The sequence below is a fragment of the Blastococcus sp. SYSU DS0616 genome (genome assembly GCF_054051015.1).
Genome location: NZ_JBJHAJ010000007.1, coordinates 122643 through 142002, shown reverse-complemented (window position 1 = coordinate 142002; position 19360 = coordinate 122643). Strand labels below are relative to the sequence as shown.

The window sequence follows — 19360 nt, the reverse complement described above, 5'->3', positions numbered from 1 at the left end:
GATCTGCGTCACCGCGCACGACTGATCGGCGGCGACCCGCTCAGCCCCGGGGCAGCTGCAGCTTCCCGTCGACCCGCCGCGGGATGCCCTGGTAGCCGTCGGTCAGCTCCTCCGGCAGCACCTCGGCGGGGGCGCCCTGCCAGGTGACCGGCCGCAGGAACCGGCGGATCGCCGTCGTCCCCACCGAGGTGTGCTGGGAGTTGGTCGACGGCCACGGCCCGCCGTGGTGCTGGGCCCAGGAGACGGCGACGCCGGTCGGGTAGGCGTCGTAGACGATCCGGCCGGCCAGCGTGCGCAGCTGCTGCGAGACGGCGAGCGGCAGTTCGGTCTCGCCGTCACCGCGCAGCACCGTGGCGGTCAGGGACGAGGGAAGAGCGGCGAAGGCGGCGAACAGCTCGTCCTCGCCGTCGTAGCGGGCGACGACGCTCACCGGTCCGAAGCACTCCTCGGTGACCTCCTCCGGCAGGTCGGCGGCGGCGGTGGTGAGCAGCCGGGGGACGGCGCGGAAACCCTCGTCCGGGGCCTGCTCGCCCCGGGCCACCTCCTCGACGCCCGGTGCGGCGGCCAGGCCGTCGGAGATGCGGCCGTATGCGGCGGCGATGCCCTCGTTGAGCAGCACCGGTGCCGGCGCCGAGCGGACCGCCTCGGCCATCGCGTCGACGACCCGGTCGCCCTCGGGGCCGGCCGGCACGAAGGCCAGCCCGGGCTTGGTGCAGAACTGGCCGCCGCCGAGCGTGAAGGAGCCGACCAGCTCGCGGCCGATGGTCTCGCCGCGCTCGACGGCGGCCTGCGGGGTGACGACCAGCGGGTTGAGGCTGGACAGCTCGCCGAAGAACGGCACCGGGTCGGGACGCCGCTCGATGATCTCCAGCAGCGCGCGCCCGCCGTTGACCGAGCCGGTGAAGCCGACCGCGCGGATCGCCGGGTGGGCGACGAGGTCGGCCCCGGCCTGCAGCCCGTGCACGATGCCGAGGGTGCCCTCGGGCGCTCCGGCCTTGCCGGCGGCCTCGGCGAGCACCTCGAACACCAGCTGCGACGTCGCCGGGTGGGAGCCGTGCGCCTTGACGACGACGGGGCAGCCGGCGGCCAGCGCCGACGCGGTGTCACCGCCGGGCACCGAGAAGGCGAGCGGGAAGTTGCTCGCGCCGAACACGGCCACCGGACCGATCGGCACGAGCATCCGGCGGAGGTCCGGCCGCGGGCCCATCGGGGTGTCACCCGCGTGGTCGATGGCCGCCTCGAGGTAGCTGCCCTCCTCGAGCACCTCGGCGAACAGCCGGAGCTGGTAGCAGGTCCGGGTCAGCTCGCCGTTCAGCCGGGTGGTGCCCAGCGCCGTCTCGCGGTCGGCGACGGCCACGACGCCCTCCCGGCGCCCCTCCAGGGCGTCGGCGAGGGCGCGCAGCAGGGCGGCACGGCCTGCCCGGCCGAGCTCGTCGAGGGCGGGCGCGGCGGCCAGCGCCGCGGCGCAGAGGCGGTCGACCTCCTCGGTGGTGGTCTCCTGGGCGACGACCTCGGCGGCCTCGCCGGTTCGGGGGTCGATGCTGACGACGTCCATGGGGTGCTCCTCGGGGGTGCGGGGTTCAGCGGGGCGCGTCGAGGCAGGTGCGGGCTCAGGAGACCTTGGAGACCAGGGCCGTCAGCTCGGCCAGCTCCGCCTCGGTCAGGTCGGTCAGGGGCGGGCGCACCCGGCCGCCGTCCCGGCCGACGGCGGTCAGCCCGGCCTTCACGATCGAGACCGCATAGCCCTTGGCCCGGTCGCGGATCTCGGTGTAGGGCAGCACGAAGTCGTTGAGCATGCCGTACACGGCGCCCCTGTCCTGCGCGCACACGGCGGCGTAGAACCTGAGCGCGAACTCCGGGAGGAAGTTGTAGAGCGCCGAGGAGTACGTGGTCACGCCCAGCTGGAGGAGCGGCAGCGCGAACGTCTCGGCGGTGGGCAGCCCGCCGATGTAGATCAGCCGGTCACCGACGCGCGCGTAGGTGCGCGTCATCTGCTCGATGTCCCCGACGCCGTCCTTGAGCCCGATCAGGTTGGGGTTGCGTTCGGCCACCTCGGCCACCGTGGTGTCGCTGAGCACCGCGTTGGCCCGGCTGTAGACGATGACGCCCAGGTCGGTGGACCGGCACACCGCGCTGATGTGCTCGACCAGGCCACGCTGGCTGGCCTCGGTCAGATAGGGCGGGAACAGCAGCAGCCCGGATGCCCCGGCTGCCTCGGCCGCGCGTGCCTGCGCCGCGGACACCGCCGTCCCGCCGGTCGCCGGGGCGATGACGGGGACCCGCCCGGCGACCTCGTCGACGGCGACACGCACGACCCGGTCCAGCTCCGCGGAGGTCAGCGAGAAGCCCTCGCCGGTGCCGCCGGCCGCGAACAGGCCGGCCACGTCGAAGTTCGCCTGCCAGGCCAGGTGCTTCCGGTACCGGGGCTCGTCGAACTGCAGGTCGGCGTCGAAGTGGGTCACCGGGAAGGAGAGCAGGCCGGACTTCAGCCGGTCGGCGAGAGCATCCGGGGCAAGCAGCGTCACGGGTGGGTCCTCGGGTCCGGCGGGTCCGCTCCGGGGGCGCTACGGCGCACCGGGTGGCGGCGGTCGGCATCACGGTAGGAAGGCGGATGGATGCGTGTCCAAGAGCGATTGCGTATCGCTCGATGCCCTCAGGGCATGGTCAGGCCGACACCGTCACCCGGTGGTTCGCCGTTCGAGGACCTCCAGCACCCGCCGGAGCGCCGGGTTCTTGGCCTGCTTCGCCCACAGCAGGTGCAGCTCCACCGGCTCGGGCACCGCCGTCTCCAGCCGCACGAACCCGACGCCGTCGATAGGCAACCGGGCGGCCGAGCCGGGGACGAAGGCGATGCCGCGACGGGCCGCCACGAGCCACAGCATCGTGAGCACCTGACCCACCACGTGCACGGCGTTCTCCGAGGCAACCGGGACGACGCCCACCACGAGGTCGTAGAAGTACCGGGCCCGGGTCGGCGAGTGCATGACCACCGGCTCGGTGGCGAGGTCGGCGGCGGTGGCCGGCCGTCCGAGCTCCAGCAGCCGGTGTCCGGCGGGGGCGGCCACGAGCATCGGCTCGCGGTGCAGCAGGCGGGACTGGAAGGTCTCGGCGTCGAACGGCGGGCGGGCCAGGCCGAGATCGATCTCCTCGTCGAGCAGCGCGGCCACCTGCTCGCGCGTCACCATCTCGGCCAGGTCGACGTCGACGTCGGGCAGCTCGCGCGCCAGTTCGTTGAGCAGACCGCCCAGGACGCCGTAGGTCGAGGCGGCCGTGAACCCGATCCGGACGACGCCGCTGGACCCCGACGACACCCGGCGGGCCAGCTCGGGCGCCGAGTCCGCCAGCGCCAGCAGGCGCCGCGCCTCGGTCAGGAACACCTGCCCCGCCGCCGTCAGGGCGACTCGCCGGTTGTCGCGCTCCAGCAGCTGTGCGCCGACCGCGCGCTCGAGCTTCTGGATCTGCCGGCTCAGCGGAGGCTGCGTCATCGCGAGCCGGGCCGCGGCCCGGCCGAAGTGCAGCTCGTCAGCGACGGCCACGAAGCCGCGGAGCTGCTCCAACGTGAAGCCCATGCACGCAAGGTATCGATCCTCGGGGCTTCTCTGCAGCACTGGAATGGAGGACGCCGTCGCCGGGGCTCTCCACGGTTTCCTCACCCGGGCTCTCGGGGACACTGCTCCTCGTCCCCCGCCCGTCCCGCCAAGGAGCCCGCATGACCGTCCTCGTCGGATTCGTCCCCACCCCGGAGGGGCGCGCTGCGCTCGACGCAGGGATCGCCGAGGCGGCCCGCCGCGGCGAGGGAGTGCTGGTGCTCAACTCCGCGCGCGGCGGCGCTCCGGTCAGCGTGGAGGTCGCCGACGAGGACACCGTCCGCGACATCACCGAGCGGGCCGAACGCGCCGGTGTCGCACTCGAGCTCCGGCAGGGGATGCGCGACGGCGAGGCGGCCGACGAGGTGCTGCGCGTGGCGCGGGAGGTGGACGCGTCGGTGATCGTGATCGGGCTGCGCAAGCGCTCCCCCGTCGGCAAGCTGCTCATGGGCAGCAGCGCGCAGCGGATCCTCCTCGACGCCGACCGTCCGGTCCTCGCCGTCAAGCCGTGAGCCGCTCCGCGACCGTCAGATCCCGAGGACCGCGCGGGCGATGAGGAAGTAGACGATCAGGCCGGTCGCGTCCACGAACGTGGTGATGAACGGCGCGCTGACGACTGCCGGGTCCACCCCCACCCGCCGGGCGAGCATCGGCGTCAGGGCCCCGGCGGTGGTGGCGAGCGTGCAGACCACCAGCAGCGCGGAGCACAGCACCACGGCGATCTCCACCCCCACCAGCCAGGCGGCCGGCGCGAAGCCCACGAGCCCGAGCAGCGCCCCCAGCAGCGCGCCGGTGGCCATCTCGCGACCCACCACGCGCGGCAGGTCGCCGAACCGCACGTCGCCGACGGCCATGGCCCGGATGACCGTGGTCGCCGCCTGGGCACCGGTGTTCCCCCCGGTGCCGATCAGCAGCGGGACGAACAGCGCCAGCGCCACCACCTCGGCGAGGACGTCCTCGAAGTAGTCGAGCACGTTGACCGTCAGCGTGGCCGCGGCGATGAGCACCAGCAGCCAGCCCACCCGGCTGCGCGCCAGGCCCACGACGCCCGCCGTGAGGTAGGGCCGGTCGAGCGGTTCGGCACCGCCGGCACGGGCGATGTCCTCGCTCTCCTCCGCCTCGAGCACGCGCATGGCGTCGTCGACGGTGAAGAGCCCGACCAGCCGGCCCTCCCGGTCGACCACCGGCACCGCGACCAGCCCGTGGTCGCGCAGCACCCGCGCGGCCACCTCCTGGTCGTCCTCGGTGCGCACCACCACGGGCTCGCTCATCACGTCGTCGACCCGCGCGTCGGGGTCGCTGACGAACAGCCGGCGCAGGGACACCACCCCGACGACGCACCGTCCCGCCCCGATCACCGGCAGGGTGTAGATCGTCTCGGCGTGCGGCTCCTCGCTGCGGGCGATCGCCAGCGCATCGGCGACCGTGCTGCCCACCGGGACGGAGACCACCTCGGGGGTCATGCGCCGGCCCGCGGACTCCTGTGGGTACCCGAGCAGCTCCGTGGTCATGGCGCTCTCCCGGGCATCGAGCCCGGAGAGCAGCCGCGCGGCGACGGTGGCCGGCAGCTCGTCGAAGAGGTTCGCCCGGTCGTCGGGGTCCAGCCCCGTGATCAGCTCCCGGGTCGACTCCTCCCGCAGCGTGTCCAGCAGTTCCCGCTGGAGCGCGGGGTCGAGGTCCTCGAACACCGCCAGGGAGCGGTCCTTGGGCAACAGGCGGAACACCACCGCCCGCGTCGTGGGATCGACCCGTTCCAGCTCGTCGACCGTGCTGGGGACGTCCAGCTCGGCGAGCACCTCGTGCAGCGCGCGCAGATCACCCGCCCGGGCGAGCTCGCCGAGATCGGCGGTGGTGTCCATGGCCCCTGTCTACCGGCCCCGGCCGGGGTCCTGCCCCTCAGGAGCCGACGGGCACCGGTAGCGCGGCGCGGCGCGGCGCGGCGCGGCGACGATCACACCCACCTGCCCGCCCGGGCGGGGTCCTGGCGTGCCAGGCTCGTCGGCGATGACCGCATGACCGCGTGGGAGATGGTGGCCGTCGCGGTGGCGGGCGTCGCGGCCGGTGGCATCAACGCCGTCATCGGTTCCGGGACGCTGGTCTCCTTCCCGGTGCTCGTCGGGGTGGGCATCCCCCCGGTCCCGGCCACGATCAGCAACTCGCTGGGCCTGATCGCCGGCAACCTGACCGGCTCGATCGGCTACCGGCGTGAGCTGCGCGGGCAGTGGCCCCTGCTGCTGCGGCTGATCCCCGCCTCCGTCCTCGGCGGGCTCACCGGCGCCTTCCTCCTGCTGCACCTGCCCGCCGCGACGTTCGAGGCGGTGGTGCCGGTGCTGATCGCGCTCGCCGTCGTCCTGGTGGCCGCGCACCCGCTGGTCCGGCGCCGGCTGGCCCGGCGGGGGGCGGACGAGCGACGCACTCCCCGCATCGGCCCGGGACGGCACGCGGCCCTCGTCGGCACCGCCTACCTGACCGGCACCTACGGCGGCTACTTCGCCGCCAGCCAGGGCGTGATCCAGATCGGCGTCTTCGGCCTTCTGCTGCGGGAGCCCCTGCAGCGGCTCAACGCGATCAAGAACGTGCTGACCCTGACGGTGAACTCGGTGGCGGCCGGCGCCTACGTGGTGGTCGCCACCGACCGGGTGGTCTGGTCGGCGGCCGGGCTGCTGGCCGTCGGCTCGCTGGCCGGCGGGCACGTCGGCGCCCGCTACGGACGGCGACTGCCCGAGCCGGTGCTGCGGACGGCGATCGTCGTCCTGGGCGTGGTGGCGATCGGGGTGCTCGTCTCCCGGTGAGCGTCCTCGAATTCCTCTTCCTCGTGGCCGCCGGCGTGGGGGCCGGGCTGACCGGCAGCATCGCCGGGCTCGCCTCGCTGGTGAGCTACCCCGCGCTGCTGGCCACCGGCCTCTCTCCGGTCGCCGCCAATGTCACCAACACCGTGGCGCTCGTGCTGAACAGCGCCGGGTCGGTCAGCGCCTCCGGGCCGGAGCTGCGCGGCCAGGGACGACGGGTGGGGCGGCTGGCCGTGGGGGCGGTGCTGGGCGGCGCCGCCGGCGCCACGCTGCTCCTGCTCACCCCGTCCGCGGCGTTCGAGCGGATCGTCCCCTGGCTGGTCGCCGGGGCGTCCCTCGTCCTCCTCCTGCAGCGCTCGCCGCGCGAGCTCGCCGTCGAGGGGATGGCCGCGCAGGCGGCGACCCCCGACCCGCGGTGGCTGCCCGTGGCCACCTTCGCCGTCGCCGTGTACGGCGGGTACTTCGGCGCCGCCGCCGGCGTCATGCTGCTCGCGCTGTTCCTCCTCGGCACCGGCGAGGGGCTGGCCCGCAGCAACGCGCTGAAGAACGTCATGCTCGGCATGGCCAACGCGGTGGCCGCCGTCGCGTTCGTGGTGCTGGCCCCGGTCGCCTGGACCGCGGCGCTGCCGCTGGCCCTCGGGCTGTTCGCCGGCGGGCGCCTGGGGCCGCGCGTCGTGCGCCGGGCACCGCAGACGCTGCTGCGCCGGCTCATCGCGTTGGCCGGCCTGGGGCTCGCCGTCCACCTGGGCGTCCAGGCCTACCTCTGAACGAGCCCCGCGCCCGGCGGGTGCAGCCCGGTCGTGGTCAGGCCGCGCCATGACCACGACCGGCGCCCGCCGGCTCGGTCAGCCGGCGACGTAGGCCGAGAGGAACAGCACGAACGCGCTGACCAGCAGCAGCAGCCGGGCGGGCGTCAGCCCGTTCACCAGCCCCGCCGTCGCCTCCACCCACTGCGGCCGCACCCCGGCCTCCCGGGAGCGCTGGCGCACGATCCGCACCTCGTCGGCGAGCAGGACGCCGGCGGCGCCGAGCAGGCCGAGGCCGACGACGGCGAACGCCAGCGCCAGCCGGTCGTCGAAGGCGTCCGCCGAGCCGGCGAGCAGCAGCACGACGACCAGGCCGAGGAACAGTCCGAGCAGGCCGCCGGCGACCGGGGCCCAGGGGCCCATGACGGTCATCGGGCCGCGCCGTGGCTTGCGGGGGGCCGGTCGCACGCTCACCGGTGCGGTGGCGTGCCCGACCGTGGGCGTGCCTCCCGGGTCGTCGACCGGTGTCGGGTCGGGCAGCGGCGGGACGGGCCCGGCGGCTCCCGCTGCGGTGGCACCGGCGCCGGCGCCGTCGGCGCTCGGCTCGGGCAGGGACATGGTCTGGTCTCGTTCGCTCATCGCACTCACCTCACGGGCCACGCTAGGCACAGGTGCACCGCGAACGCCGCAGGACACCCCGCCGCCGCGGCGTGGGTCATCCCTCACCCTCCCCGGGCACGGGAACGCAGGTCAGCGCGTGACCGGCCGGGTGCAGTCGGCCACCGCCGCGCTCAGAGCAGCCGGCGGCTCCCCTGCCGCGCCACCCGCAGCCAGCGGTGCCCGTAGCCGTCCAGCGCCAGCTCCACCGCGCCGTCGTCGGCCACCGGGGTGGCACCCTCCTGCAACAGGTCGTGCAGCCCCGCACCGCCGAGGTCGGGCAACCGCAGCGGGACCGTGCACGGCTCGGCGCCCAGGTTGTGGACGGCGATCAGCGCCCCGTCGTCCCAGGCGCAGCGGTGCGCCAGCACGGCCGCGTGCGGCTGGTCCAGCAGCTCGAAGCTCCCCCAGCCCAGCTCCGGCGACTCCCGGTACCGGCGGATCAGCAGCTTCATGAACGACAGCAGCGAATCCGGGTCGCGCCGCTGGTCGGCGACGTTGACGAACTCGGGAGCGAACCCGCCGCGGACCACGGGTCCGGGCAGCCGGTCGGGCCCGGCCGTCGAGAAGCCGCCGTTGACCCCGTCGTCCCACTGCATCGGCGTCCGCACCGACTGCCGCCCGTCGGCGGAGAGCTCCTCCCCCATGCCGATCTCCTCCCCGTAGAAGAGCACCGGGGTGCCGGGCAGGGCGAACATGAGGCTGTAGACCAGCCGGATCCGGCGCGGGTCACCGGCCAGCATCGGCGGCAGCCGCCGGCGCAGCCCGCGGCCGTAGAGCTGCATCCGCGGGTCCGGGCCGAAGGCGGCGAAGACCTCCGCGCGCTCGTCCTCGGAGAGCTTGTCGAGGGTCAGCTCGTCGTGGTTGCGCACGAACGTGGCCCACTGGGTGTCCGAGGCGATCGACGGCCGCGACCGGAGGGCCTCGGTGAGCGGGCCGGCGTCACAGCGCGCCAGGGACAGGTACATCGCCTGCATGCCGACGAAGTCGAACTGCATGGTCAGCTCGTCGCCGTCCGGGCCGCCGAAGAACGTCACCTGCTCCTCGTAGGGCAGGTTCACCTCGCCGAGCAGGATCGCCGGCCCCGACCGCCGGGTGAGGAACCGGCGCAGCGCCCGCAGGTACTCGTGCGGCTGCGGCAGGTCGTCGGCGGCGGCGTGCTGGGTCTCCAGGAAGTACGGCACCGCGTCCACGCGGAACCCCGAGAGCCCCAGCTGGAGCCAGAAGCCCATGATCTTGGCGATCTCGTCCCGGACCCGCGGGTTGGTCACGTCCAGGTCGGGCTGCTCCTTGTAGAAGCGGTGCAGGTACCACTCCCCCGTCTCCTCCGAGAGCGTCCAGATGCTGTCCTCCTGGTCGGGGAAGACCACCTGGTCGCTGGTGTCCGGTGGCTCGTCCGCGCGCCACACGTAGAAGTCGCGGAACGGGGCGTCGGTGCTCCGGCGCGCCGACTCGAACCACGGGTGGTGGATGGAGGTGTGGTTCACCACCAGGTCGGCGATCACCCGGATGCCGCGGTCGTTCGCCGTCCGGATCACCTCGACCAGGTCGCCGTGGGTGCCCAGCCGCGGGTCGACGCCGTAGAAGTCGGTGATGTCGTAGCCGTCGTCGCGCTCGGCGGTGGGGTAGAAGGGCATCAGCCACAGGCAGGTGACGCCGAGGTCGGCCAGGTGGTCGATCCGCTGGGCGAGGCCCGCGAAGTCGCCGCAGCCGTCGCCGTCCCAGTCCAGGTAGGTCTCGACGTCGAGGCAGTAGACGACGGCGTTCTTCCACCACAGGTCGCTGGTGTCGGTGATCCTCACGCCTGCACCGCCTCGACGGGGCCGGGGGCGGTGACCCCGAGCTGCGGCAGCACGTGCTCGCCGAACGCATCCAGGAACGGCCGCTGCTCCTTGCCGACGTGGTGCAGGTACACCGCGTCGAAACCGAGCTCCAGGTACTCCTGCAGCCAGGCGGTGTGCTGCCCCAGGTCGGCCGATACCCGGACCGGTCCGATGACGTCGCCCGGCCGCACGTGCGCGCTGGCCTGCTCGAAGGCCTCCGGGCTGTCGAGGTCCCAGCACAGCGGCGGCGGGAAGACGTTGCTGCGCCACTGGTCGTGCGCGATCGCCAGGGCCCGGTCGGGGTCGGGGTCCCAGGACAGGTGCACCTGCAGGGCCAGCGTGCCGCGCCCGCCGGCGTCGCGGTAGGCGGCCACCACCTCGCGGAGCTTGTCGTGCGGCTGGTTGATGGTCACCAGCCCATCGGCCCATGCCGCGCCGTTGCGTGCGGTGGCCACGCTGACGGCCGGGGCGATCAGCGCCGGAGACTGCTCGGGCAGCGTGTGGATCCTGGCCCGGTCGACGGTGACCAGCCCGTCGTGGCTGACCTCCTCCCCCGCGAGCAGCGCCCGGATGACCGCCACGCACTCCAGCAGCCGGGCGTCCCGCACCGACTTGCGCGGCCAGGCGTCGCCGGTGACGTGCTCGTTCATCGCCTCGCCGCTGCCCAGGGCGACCCAGAAGCGCCCCGGGAACATCGCGCCCAGGGTGGCGATCGCCTGGGCCACGATCACCGGGTGGTAGCGCTGCCCGGGCGCGTTCACGGCGCCGAACGGCAGCGACGTCGTCGCCATCGCCGCCCCCAGCCACGACCACGCGAACCCCGACTCGCCCTGCCGCGGGTTCCAGGGGGTGAGGTGGTCCGAGCACATCGCGGCGGTGAACCCGACCTCCTCGGCGTGCCGGACGGCGTCCAGCAACGCGGCGGGGTGCACCTGCTCGTGGGAGTTGTGGAACCCGATCACCGGCATGGCCCGATGCCTACCCGAGTCCCGACGGCGCGGCCACGTGGGACGCGTCGGGGTCGATCACGAGCCGGCGCCGGACGAGAGCGGCGCCACGCCGGTCCGGACTGCGAGCCGGGGCGCACCCGGCGAGGATCGCGGGGTGACGACGAAGCCGACCACAGACGACTGGGGCATCGATGCGAGCTGGCTGGACGCGCTGGACGAGGAGCACCAGGTAGCCCAGGAGACGATCGAGCAGCTGCGCGCCGTCATCGGCGAGCCGCCGGCCGACCTGGAGGACCGGGCGCCGATCGTCGCCCGGCCCGGGGATGCGCTCGAGGTGGACGAGGCCGACGTCGTCTGCGAGGACGGCGAGGTCCGGCACATCGACGGCGAGCTGCCGGAGGACTTCCCGCTGGGCTACCACTGGCTGCAGTCCCCGGAGGGCCGCCGGCGCCGGCTGATCGTGTCGCCCGGACGCTGCTGGCTGCCCGAGGACCGCGCGTGGGGCTGGGCGGTGCAGCTGTACGCCGCCCGCGGCCGGGACAGCTGGGGCATCGGCGACCTCGGCGACCTGCGGGCCCTCCGGCAGATGGCCGACGAGCAGGGGGCAGGGTTCCTGCTGATCAACCCGCTGCACGCCGTCGCCCCCATCGCGCAGCAGGAGGCCAGCCCCTACCTGCCGGCCACCCGCCGGTTCCGCAACCCGATCTACCTGCGGGTGGACGAGGTGCCCGGGGCCGACGCGGTCGACCTCGAGGCCGACGCCGGCCGCGCGCTGTCCGAGGGGCCGCTGATCGACCGCGACGCGATCTGGGCGCGCAAGCGCGAGGTGCTCATGCGGATCTTCTTCGCCCACGGCGGCGGGGAGGCCTTCGCCCGCTGGCGGGAGGAGCGCGGGCGGACGCTGCAGGACTGGGCGACGTGGGCGGCGATCACCGAGGAGCACGGCGCCGACTGGCACGCCTGGCCCGAGGAGCTGCGGCGCCCGGACGGCCCGGCCGTCGCGGCCTACGCCGAGCGGCACGGCGCCGTCGTGGCCTTCCACGCCTGGCTGCAGTGGGCGCTGGAGCTGCAGTTCACCGCCGCCGCCGAGGGCATGACCGTCATCCAGGACCTGCCGATCGGCTTCGCCGGCGGCGGCGCGGACGCATGGACGTGGCAGGAGGTGCTGGCCGACGGGGTCAGCGTCGGCGCGCCGCCGGACGCGTTCAACTCGGCCGGCCAGGACTGGGGCTCCCCGCCGCTGATCCCCTGGCGGCTCCGCGACGCCGACTACGAACCGTTCATCCAGTCGATCCGGGCCACCATGGCCGGTGCCGGTGGCCTGCGGATCGACCACGTCATGGGCCTGTTCCGGCTGTGGTGGGTGCCGGCCGACGGGAGCGCGGCGGACGGCGCCTACGTCCGCTATCCGGCCGAGGACCTGCTGAACATCGTCGCCCTCGAGAGCCACCGCGCCCAGGCGCTGGTGGTGGGTGAGGACCTCGGCACCGTCGAGGACGGGGTCCGCGAGGCGATGGCCGAGCACGGGGTGCTGTCCTACCGGCTGCTGTGGTTCGAGGACGACGCCCCCGCGGAATGGCCGGCCGAGGCCATGGCGGCGATCACCACCCACGACCTGCCCACCGTGGCGGGGCTGTGGACCGAGGCCGACGTCGACGAGCAGCGGGAGCACGGCACGGGCACCGAGGAGGAGCTGGAGCGCGGCCGGCAGTCGCTGCTGGCGCACCTCCCGGGGCTCTCCGACGACGCCACGGTCGAGCAGGCGGTGGAGCAGGCGCACGCACTGCTGGCGACGGCGCCGTCGTTGCTGCTGTCCTCGACGCTGGACGACGCCGTCGGGGAGCAGCGCCGGCCGAACATGCCCGGCGCCGACGACCGTCCCAACTGGTCGCTGCCGCTGCCCGTGCTCGTCGAGGACCTGCCGGGCCACCCCCTGCTGCAGACGGTCGCCCGGACCCTGCGAGCCGGTGTGGCGCCCGCCCACGCGGACTGAGCCACCAGGCCCGGGGCACCGACAGCCGGAGGCCGGCCCCTCATGGGGGCCGGCCTCCAGCCGTCGTGCAGGAACGGGGCCGGCCGACCTCGGCGGCCGGCCGGCCCCGGGCTCAGCCGCCGGCGCGGCTGCGGACCAGCTCGGTCACCTCGACCTGCACCGTGGCGGTCACGCCCGACCTGGGGGCCGTCGCGACGATCTCGCCCGCACCGGCCGGAACCCGCTGCGGGATGCGCACCAGCGCCGCGCCCGCCCCGTCGGCGTCGGTCCGCAGGGCGCCCAGGCGGGCACCACCCAGGGACAGGACGACCCGCTCGTGCGCCGCGAAGCCGGTGATCGACACCGTGACCCGGTCACGTGCGGTGACGGTGGTGTCCGACACGGTCACCTCTGCGGCGGGCGCACCCGGCTCCTCCGCCTCACCGAGGCTGACCCGGCCGGTGTAGTCCTCCGGGCTCAGCGGCGAGTTGTCCTCCAGGTACGCCTGGAAGGAGTCGAAGTCGATCAGACCCGTCCCCTCCGTGACGCCCTCGGCGAAGACGGTGAAGTTGTCACCGCCGGAGGCCAGGAAGCTGTTCGTCGCCACCCGGTAGGTCGCGCCGAGGTCGATCGGCTCACCGGAGATGTGGATGCTGTCGACGATGATCCGCGCACCAGCGGGCGCCTCCGGGTCGTAGGACCAGGTGAGCTCCTCCGACGTGCCCAGCGCCAGGAACGGCCGGGAGGCACCGGCGGGCTGCCACTGCTGCTCGAGTACCTGCACCAGCTGGGCACCGGTCAGCGAGACGACGACCAGGTCGTTGGCGAACGGCGTGACCGCGTTGGCCTCGGCCAGGGTGATCTCACCGTCCTCCTCGTACAGCAGGTCGGCCCGCAGGCCACCCGGGTTCACCAGGCCGAGGTCGGCCGGCTCGATCGCGCTGAGCTCGGTCCCGTAGACGTAGGTATCGGCCACCAGCCCGCCGAGGGCCGAGTACGACCCGCGGTCCTCGGTCCCGTCGTCGGTGAAGGCCCGGGTGATGTCGCCCGTCACCTGCCCGACCACCTGGCTACCCACCTCGTCGGCGTATGCCTCCGCCGCCGCCACGATCTCGGCGACCTCGGCGACGCTCGGGTACGCGGCGACGAGCTCCTCGGCCGGCCGCTCGGTGAGCGGCAGGTTCTCGACCGTGAAGGCGGTGACCTCGTCGGTCGACTCCTCGTAGGTCAGCGCGATGCGCCCGAGCGCGTCCCCGTAGGACCCGGTCTGGATCACCGGTCGGGTGCCCTCGCCGCCGGGGACCGGCGCCTCCCACGCGTAGCTCTGGTGGGTGTGACCGGTGAAGATCGCGTCCACCTCGGCGTCGACGCCGGTGACGATCGCGGCGAACGCGGTGTCGGCGGCGAGCTGCTCCTCCAGGGAGTCGCTGCCCGGAGCGCCCTCGTGGGCCACCAGGACGAGCACGTCCGCCTCGTCCCCGGACCCGTCGGTGAGCTCCTCGACGACGCGGTTGGTCGCCTCGACCGGGTCACCGAAGGTGATGCCCTCAATACCCGCCGGCGAGACCAGCGAGCGGGTCTCCTCGGTGACGACACCGATCACACCGACCGTCACGCCGTCGGCGTCGAGCAGCGCGTACTCCGGCAGCGCCGGGGCCCCGTCCTCGCCGTAGACGTTGGCGCCGAGGTAGGGGAAGCCAGCCAGGCCGCTCTCCCCGTCGACGCCGACCCGGCCGGTCAGGTCGTCGAACCCGCGGTCGAACTCGTGGTTGCCGACCGCCGAGGCCTGCAGCCCCATCTCGTTCAGCACCTCGAGGGTCGGCACGTCCTGCTGGACGGAGGAGACGAACGGCGAGGCGCCGATGTTGTCACCGGAGGACAGCAGCAGCGTCGCGTCGACGTCCTCCCGGGCCCGCTGCTCCTCGATCGTGCCCGCGAGAGCGACCGCCTCGCCCAGCCGGCCGTGGAAGTCGTTGATCCCCAGCAGCTGCAGCTCCGTGACGCCGTCCTCGTCGCCACCCCCGGCGGTCTGCCCCGGGTAGGAAATCGGGAACAGCGACTGGTAGCCCTGCCCGTCCACGTTCTTGTAGACGCGGATCGTGGCGGTGCCCGCCGGCAGCTCGGCCAGCTGTGTGTTCACGGTGAAGTACGCCGCGGCGCCGGGAGCCACCGTCTGCGCCTCCGACTGGCCGTAGTCGGTGAGCAGCCGCGCCTGCACCGGCACGCTGTCGGTGTTCCGGAAGTGACCGGCGATGTAGGCGACCTGGTCCTGCGGGTGCACCCAGCTGTTGCCACTGGCCTCCCCGGTCGGGTCGCCGACCCCCGGTCCGGGCTCGCCCGGACCGCCCAGGTCGAGCCCGACCAGGATCGGGTCGTGGTCGCTGGACCGGAACTCGTCCGCCGCGTAGAGCGCAGGCGCGCCGTCGTACTGGTAGGCGAACGACTCCACCGAGTTGATGTTCCAGTGAGCGACGTCGGTCACCTTGGCCGTCAGGCTGTCGGTGGCCATGGCGTGGTCCAGCGAGCCGGACATGTCGTCGAAGACGTAGCTGTAGCGGCCCTCGTCGAACTGGGTGCCCAGGTCGGTCAGCCCGGCCTCCCGGAGCACCTGGATCGGGTCCTCCTGGGAGTAGGCGTTGAGGTCACCGAGCACCATCACGTCGTCGTCGCCGGTGGTCTCCCGCAGGCTCTCGACGAAGCCGGCCAGCGCCTCCGCCTGGCCGATGCGGTCCGGGTTCGAGGCACCCTGCCCGTCGCCCTGGTCCGCATTGGCCCCCTCCCCGCTGCCCTTGGACTTGAAGTGGTTGGCGATGACGGTGAACGCGTCGCCCTCGGCCTCGAACGTCTGCGCGAGGGGCTCGCGGGCGTTGTCGAAGTTCTCCTCGTCGACCAGCCCGACCGGCTCGCCCACCGGCGACACGGAGGCGGGCTGGTAGATGATCGCGTTGCGGATGACGTCGCGATCGACGGCCAGGAGCTCGTCCGGGAACGCCGTGAACGCCCACTTGTCGGTGCCGGCGTCCTCGTTCAGCCGGGACACCAGGTCGGCGACCGCCTGGTCCGGCGTGCCGTCGCCGTAGCCGGTGGAGGCGGTGTCCTCGATCTCCATGAGGGCCAGGACGTCCGCGTCCATCTCGTTGATGGCGGCGACGATCTTGGCGGCCTGCAGCTCGAAGGCCTCGGCGGTCTCGGCGCCGCGAGCGGTGCTGCTGTCGCCGAAGGTCAGGAAGTAGTTCAGCACGTTGAAGGCGCCGACCTGGATGTCACCGCCGACCTCGTCGGGCGACTCCGGCCGGGTGTTCTGCGGGGCGAAGACCCCTTCGGCCGTTCCGTCGGCCGGGAACAGCCGCCAGTAGTCGAAGCCGTAGCCCAGGACCAGCGGCTCGGTGAACTGGACCGGGTCGCCCACCCGCACGGGGGTCTCCGGCGTCAGGTAGGGCGCCGTCTCGGGCGTGACCCGCCCGCCGACGGCGTCGTCGAGCACGATGCGGCGCAGCGCGTTCTCCTCGGCGATCGCCTCGGCCGCCTCACCGGGGCGCGCGAGCTCCGTCGGCTGCACCAGCAGACCGCCCTCGGACAGGGTCAGGTCACCGAAGCGGGTGAGGTCGTAGACCTCGCTGACCGTGAGCTGGTCGACCGGCTCGACGAGCATCCCCTCGAGGCGCTCGCGGGCGGCCTCGTCGGCGGGCAGGTCGAGCGGCGCCGCCGGCGGCAGGTCCGCGGCGGTCCCCTCGGCACACACCTCGGCGGTGTTGCCGTCGCCGATCTGGGTCTGCGCGAAGTACTCCTCCGCCGGGCCGGTCACGGCGACGGTGTCGCCGAGGTCGACCTCCAGCGGGCTGAACACGAAGATGCCGTCGGACGTGGCGTCGTCCCCGTCCCCGTCGGCGTCCTGCAGGAAGAAGCCGGACATGCCCGGCAGGTCGCCGACGACGACGCCCCGCACGGTGACCTGCTGGCCGGCGAGCGGGGTGGCGTCCCCCTCGCCCTGCACGGCGCCGATCTCGTGCGTGGGCGTGACCCCGCAGGCGTCGCCAGGCTCCTCGGGCTCCTCCGGCCCGGCACCGTTGACGACCCCGCGGGTGGACGGGGACGGGCCCGTCCACTCGTCCGTGTCGAGGTTCCGGGAGAGCGACCACCCGGCCGGCGTGCTGCTGCCCTCCGCCACTCCGATGTCGCTGCTCACCATCCCGGCGGCCGGACCGGAGGTGGCGACGAAGCTCCCCTCGTAGGAGAGGAACTCGACGACGGTGCTCCCGTCGAGGAGGGCCAGGCCGTCCGGCGCGCCGTTCTGCAGCCCCGGCGCGTCGACGGCCACCACGGCGGGGGCGTCCGCGGGCGCGGTCACGTCCCCGAGGTCGATGGTCCCGTACGGGGCGCGGTCGTTGCCGTTGTAGAGCACGACCGAGAGGTCCGCGGAGCTCCCGCCGGGAGGCAGGTGGACCTCGACGAACTCGCCGGTGTCAGCGCCGTCGTTGTCGTAGTGGATCTCGGAGATGACGGGGGCCGTGGGCGCCGCGTGGGCGACGGCGGGCATGCCGACGACCGCGACGGACGCGGCGGCGGTACCGAGGCAGGCACGGCGGGCGATCGCACCGGCGGTGCGTCGCTGCGGTGGAGTGCCGGCTGGATCAGGCACGCAGGTTCCTTCCAGAGTGCGGGTGGACGCCGGAACCGTAGGAAGCGGTTGTGACCACTCGGTGACGAACGGGTGACGTCGGCGCCGACGCGATCCACCCCCCGGGCGCCGTAACTACCCGGCGTCATCGGAGATATGCGCACTGCAATGGGATGGGCGCCACGACCGAGGTCGCATACGCCCTCCGGGACAGGTCGGACCACCACCGGATCCGGTGACGCTCGCCACTCCCCACTGGCACGAACTGTTCACCCGGAATCGCCGGCACCACCCGGCGCGGCCCGTCGAACGCATGTTCGACCGACGTGCGAGACTGCTGCCATGGCCGGCGGCATGCACCCAGGCCGCTCCGGGCGTTCGCTCAGCGACCGGGCGGCCCGTTCCGGTGCACTGGCCCAGGGGGCCGCGGCACCTCGGCCCGCCCGTGCGGGCGCCCCCCGGCTGGACGGGCAGGCGGAGGCCGGCCGGCACTGCTGGGTGCACGACCCCCCGGAGGCGCCCGGCACGTGGCCCGGGCTGCTGGTGGAGTGGCAGCAGCGTGGCGGCGGCTGGCACGGCCGGGTGACCTACGCCGTTGCCGGTCCGCACGGGCCCGCACTGGTCGAGGCGTGGCTGCCGGCCGCCCGACTCGAGCCGCGGTGAGCTCCGTCCCGGTTAGCGGGCGCGGGTGGGGGCTATGGCTCCTGCCGACCGCATCCCGACAGACCGGAGGACGTCACGATGACCGATCCCCATGACCGCCCCACCCTCGACGACGTCATCACGCCGGAGGAGCACCCGACCCGGGACCGCACGCAACACGCGAAGGACCCGCACCCGGCCGACGAGGTGCTGGAGTACCGCACCGAGAAGGAGCGGCAGGCCGTCGGCTCCGACGACGCCGACCCCGCGGGCGCCGACGTCCACTCGGCCACCGACTGACCGAGCGGTCGGCCCGGCCGGCGACGCCGGCGCGGCTGCGCGCCGGCGACGTCGCCTGCTGGCTGCTCAAGAGCACCCGGCCGCCGGCGTCCGTCGACGCGGCCTGGCTGCCCGGTACCACCCGCGACCTGGCGCGCTGCGTGCGCCGGAGCTACCGCCTCGACCTCGTCGCGGCCGGGCAGCCGGTGGTCCTGTGGGTGAGCGGGCGCGCCGCGGCCGGCGTCCACGCCGTCGGCCGGGTCACCGCCCCGGTCCACGAGACCGCGGACGGGCCGGTGCTGCCGGTCCGCCTGCTCCGCCTCGACACGCCGGTGGACCGCGCCGGGCTGCGGGTCGATCCGGCCTTCGCGGACGCCGAGGTGCTGCGCATGCCGGCCGGCAGCAACCCGTCGTGGCTGTCGAGCGCGCAGCTGTCCGCCGTCCTCGACCGGATTCCCCGCGACCAGCTGGGATCATGGCTGCCGTGACTGCCCACCGCCTCCGCTGGGGTGCCCTCGCGTGGGTGCTGACCCTGCAGTTCTTCGTGGCGGAGGCGGTGACCCAGGCCCGCTACGCCGGGCCCTACTCCCGCACGGAGGACGTGATCAGCGCCCTGGGCGCCGCCGACTCCGCCGGCCGGCAGCTGATGAACGCCTCGTTCGTCGTGCAGGCCGCCCTCATCCTGGGCGGGGCCCTGCTGCTGCTTCCCGCGCTGCGTGGCGGGGCCGCCCGTGCGATGGCCGTGCTGCTCGGCGCCTCCGCCGCCGGTGTGCTGCTCGTGGGCGTCTTCCCCACCGACGGCAACGGCACGCTGCACGCGCTCGGGGCGGTCCTGCACCTGGTCGGCGGCGCCCTCGGGCTGATCGCCCTGGCCTACGCCGTGCGCCCCCTGTCGGAGGCACTCGGCACGACCGTGGTGCTGCTGGGCATCCTGGCCACCGCCGCGACCGCCTTCTTCCTGACCGGCGTCACCCGGTACCTCGGGGAAGGGGGCGTCGAGCGCGCCGCGGCGTACCCGCTGCCGATCGCCCTGGCCCTCACCGGGCTGGGGCTGTGCTGGCTCGGCCGGCGCGGCGACGTCGCGCCCGCGGAGTCGTCCCTGCATGCGGCACGGGCGCAGGAGCAGGCGCGGCGGGCGGAGCAGGCGCGGGCACGCGACGAGGCCCTGGAGGCCGCCGCCGGCCGCGACCAGCGGACCGGCGCGACGAGCGGCGCCGACGGGGAGACGTCCGGCGACGGGGAGGACGCCGACCCGGAGGACCCGTGGGCGCCTCCCCACCGGCGCGGCTGAGCGGCC

At 74.2% G+C, this 19360-nt stretch carries 16 protein-coding genes; 8 read left to right on the top strand and 8 right to left on the bottom strand.

Annotation, left to right across the window (positions count from 1 at the left end; genetic code table 11):
* Positions 1-40 precede the first annotated feature (40 nt).
* From ACI79K_RS07605 to ACI79K_RS07595, 3 genes are all read right to left on the bottom strand, one after another.
* On the bottom strand, positions 41-1555 hold the full coding sequence (locus tag ACI79K_RS07605; RefSeq protein ID WP_456599386.1) for an aldehyde dehydrogenase (NADP(+)): 1515 nt from the start codon (positions 1553-1555) through the stop codon (positions 41-43).
* 55 nt (positions 1556-1610) lie between these two features.
* Positions 1611-2525, bottom strand: a complete 915-nt coding sequence (gene kdgD, locus ACI79K_RS07600) for a 5-dehydro-4-deoxyglucarate dehydratase (protein ID WP_456599385.1) — start codon at positions 2523-2525, stop codon at positions 1611-1613.
* A gap of 153 nt (positions 2526-2678) precedes the next feature.
* The gene (locus ACI79K_RS07595) at positions 2679-3569 is read right to left on the bottom strand and encodes a LysR substrate-binding domain-containing protein (protein WP_456599384.1); all 891 of its coding nucleotides are present in this window, start codon (positions 3567-3569) and stop codon (positions 2679-2681) included.
* Positions 3570-3709: 140 nt separating this feature from the next.
* Here ACI79K_RS07595 and ACI79K_RS07590 point away from each other — a divergent pair, with 140 nt between their 5' ends.
* The gene (locus ACI79K_RS07590; protein WP_456588714.1) at positions 3710-4099 is read left to right on the top strand and encodes a universal stress protein; all 390 of its coding nucleotides are present in this window, start codon (positions 3710-3712) and stop codon (positions 4097-4099) included.
* 15 nt (positions 4100-4114) lie between these two features.
* Here ACI79K_RS07590 and mgtE read toward each other — a convergent pair whose 3' ends face one another.
* A complete protein-coding gene (mgtE, locus tag ACI79K_RS07585) occupies positions 4115-5446 on the bottom strand; it encodes a magnesium transporter (RefSeq protein ID WP_456588713.1) in 1332 nt (443 codons plus the stop codon).
* Between the two features lie 153 nt (positions 5447-5599).
* Here mgtE and ACI79K_RS07580 point away from each other — a divergent pair, with 153 nt between their 5' ends.
* A complete protein-coding gene (locus tag ACI79K_RS07580) occupies positions 5600-6379 on the top strand; it encodes a sulfite exporter TauE/SafE family protein (RefSeq protein ID WP_456588712.1) in 780 nt (259 codons plus the stop codon).
* A complete protein-coding gene (locus ACI79K_RS07575) occupies positions 6376-7143 on the top strand; it encodes a sulfite exporter TauE/SafE family protein (protein WP_456588711.1) in 768 nt (255 codons plus the stop codon). Before ACI79K_RS07580 ends, ACI79K_RS07575 begins: the two co-directional genes overlap by 4 nt.
* Positions 7144-7221: 78 nt before the next feature.
* Here the strand turns inward: ACI79K_RS07575 and ACI79K_RS07570 are convergent, their stop codons facing one another.
* From ACI79K_RS07570 to ACI79K_RS07560, 3 genes are all read right to left on the bottom strand, one after another.
* On the bottom strand, positions 7222-7761 hold the full coding sequence (locus ACI79K_RS07570) for a hypothetical protein (protein ID WP_456588710.1): 540 nt from the start codon (positions 7759-7761) through the stop codon (positions 7222-7224).
* Between the two features lie 152 nt (positions 7762-7913).
* Complete coding sequence (locus tag ACI79K_RS07565) at positions 7914-9581, bottom strand: alpha-amylase family protein (RefSeq protein WP_456599383.1); 1668 nt, start codon at positions 9579-9581, stop codon at positions 7914-7916.
* Positions 9578-10570, bottom strand: a complete 993-nt coding sequence (locus ACI79K_RS07560) for a TIGR03885 family FMN-dependent LLM class oxidoreductase (protein ID WP_456588708.1) — start codon at positions 10568-10570, stop codon at positions 9578-9580. The genes ACI79K_RS07565 and ACI79K_RS07560 overlap by 4 nt, the downstream gene beginning before the upstream one ends.
* A 136-nt stretch (positions 10571-10706) precedes the next feature.
* Between ACI79K_RS07560 and malQ the strand changes: the two genes are divergently transcribed.
* Positions 10707-12545, top strand: a complete 1839-nt coding sequence (gene malQ, locus ACI79K_RS07555) for a 4-alpha-glucanotransferase (protein ID WP_456588707.1) — start codon at positions 10707-10709, stop codon at positions 12543-12545.
* 112 nt (positions 12546-12657) lie between these two features.
* Here the strand turns inward: malQ and ACI79K_RS07550 are convergent, their stop codons facing one another.
* On the bottom strand, positions 12658-17163 hold the full coding sequence (locus tag ACI79K_RS07550) for an ExeM/NucH family extracellular endonuclease (RefSeq protein ID WP_456599382.1): 4506 nt from the start codon (positions 17161-17163) through the stop codon (positions 12658-12660).
* 321 nt (positions 17164-17484) lie between these two features.
* Here ACI79K_RS07550 and ACI79K_RS07545 point away from each other — a divergent pair, with 321 nt between their 5' ends.
* From ACI79K_RS07545 to ACI79K_RS07530, 4 genes are all read left to right on the top strand, one after another.
* Entirely contained in the window at positions 17485-17805 is a 321-nt protein-coding gene (locus ACI79K_RS07545; RefSeq protein ID WP_456588705.1) for a hypothetical protein, read from the top strand.
* 78 nt (positions 17806-17883) lie between these two features.
* Positions 17884-18084, top strand: coding sequence for a hypothetical protein (locus tag ACI79K_RS07540; protein ID WP_456588704.1), 201 nt, complete (start codon positions 17884-17886; stop codon positions 18082-18084).
* Between the two features lie 140 nt (positions 18085-18224).
* Positions 18225-18551, top strand: coding sequence for a hypothetical protein (locus tag ACI79K_RS07535; RefSeq protein ID WP_456599381.1), 327 nt, complete (start codon positions 18225-18227; stop codon positions 18549-18551).
* Positions 18539-19354: a DUF998 domain-containing protein gene (locus ACI79K_RS07530; protein WP_456599380.1), complete on the top strand. Its 816-nt coding sequence runs from the start codon at positions 18539-18541 to the stop codon at positions 19352-19354. Before ACI79K_RS07535 ends, ACI79K_RS07530 begins: the two co-directional genes overlap by 13 nt.
* Positions 19355-19360 lie beyond the last annotated feature (6 nt).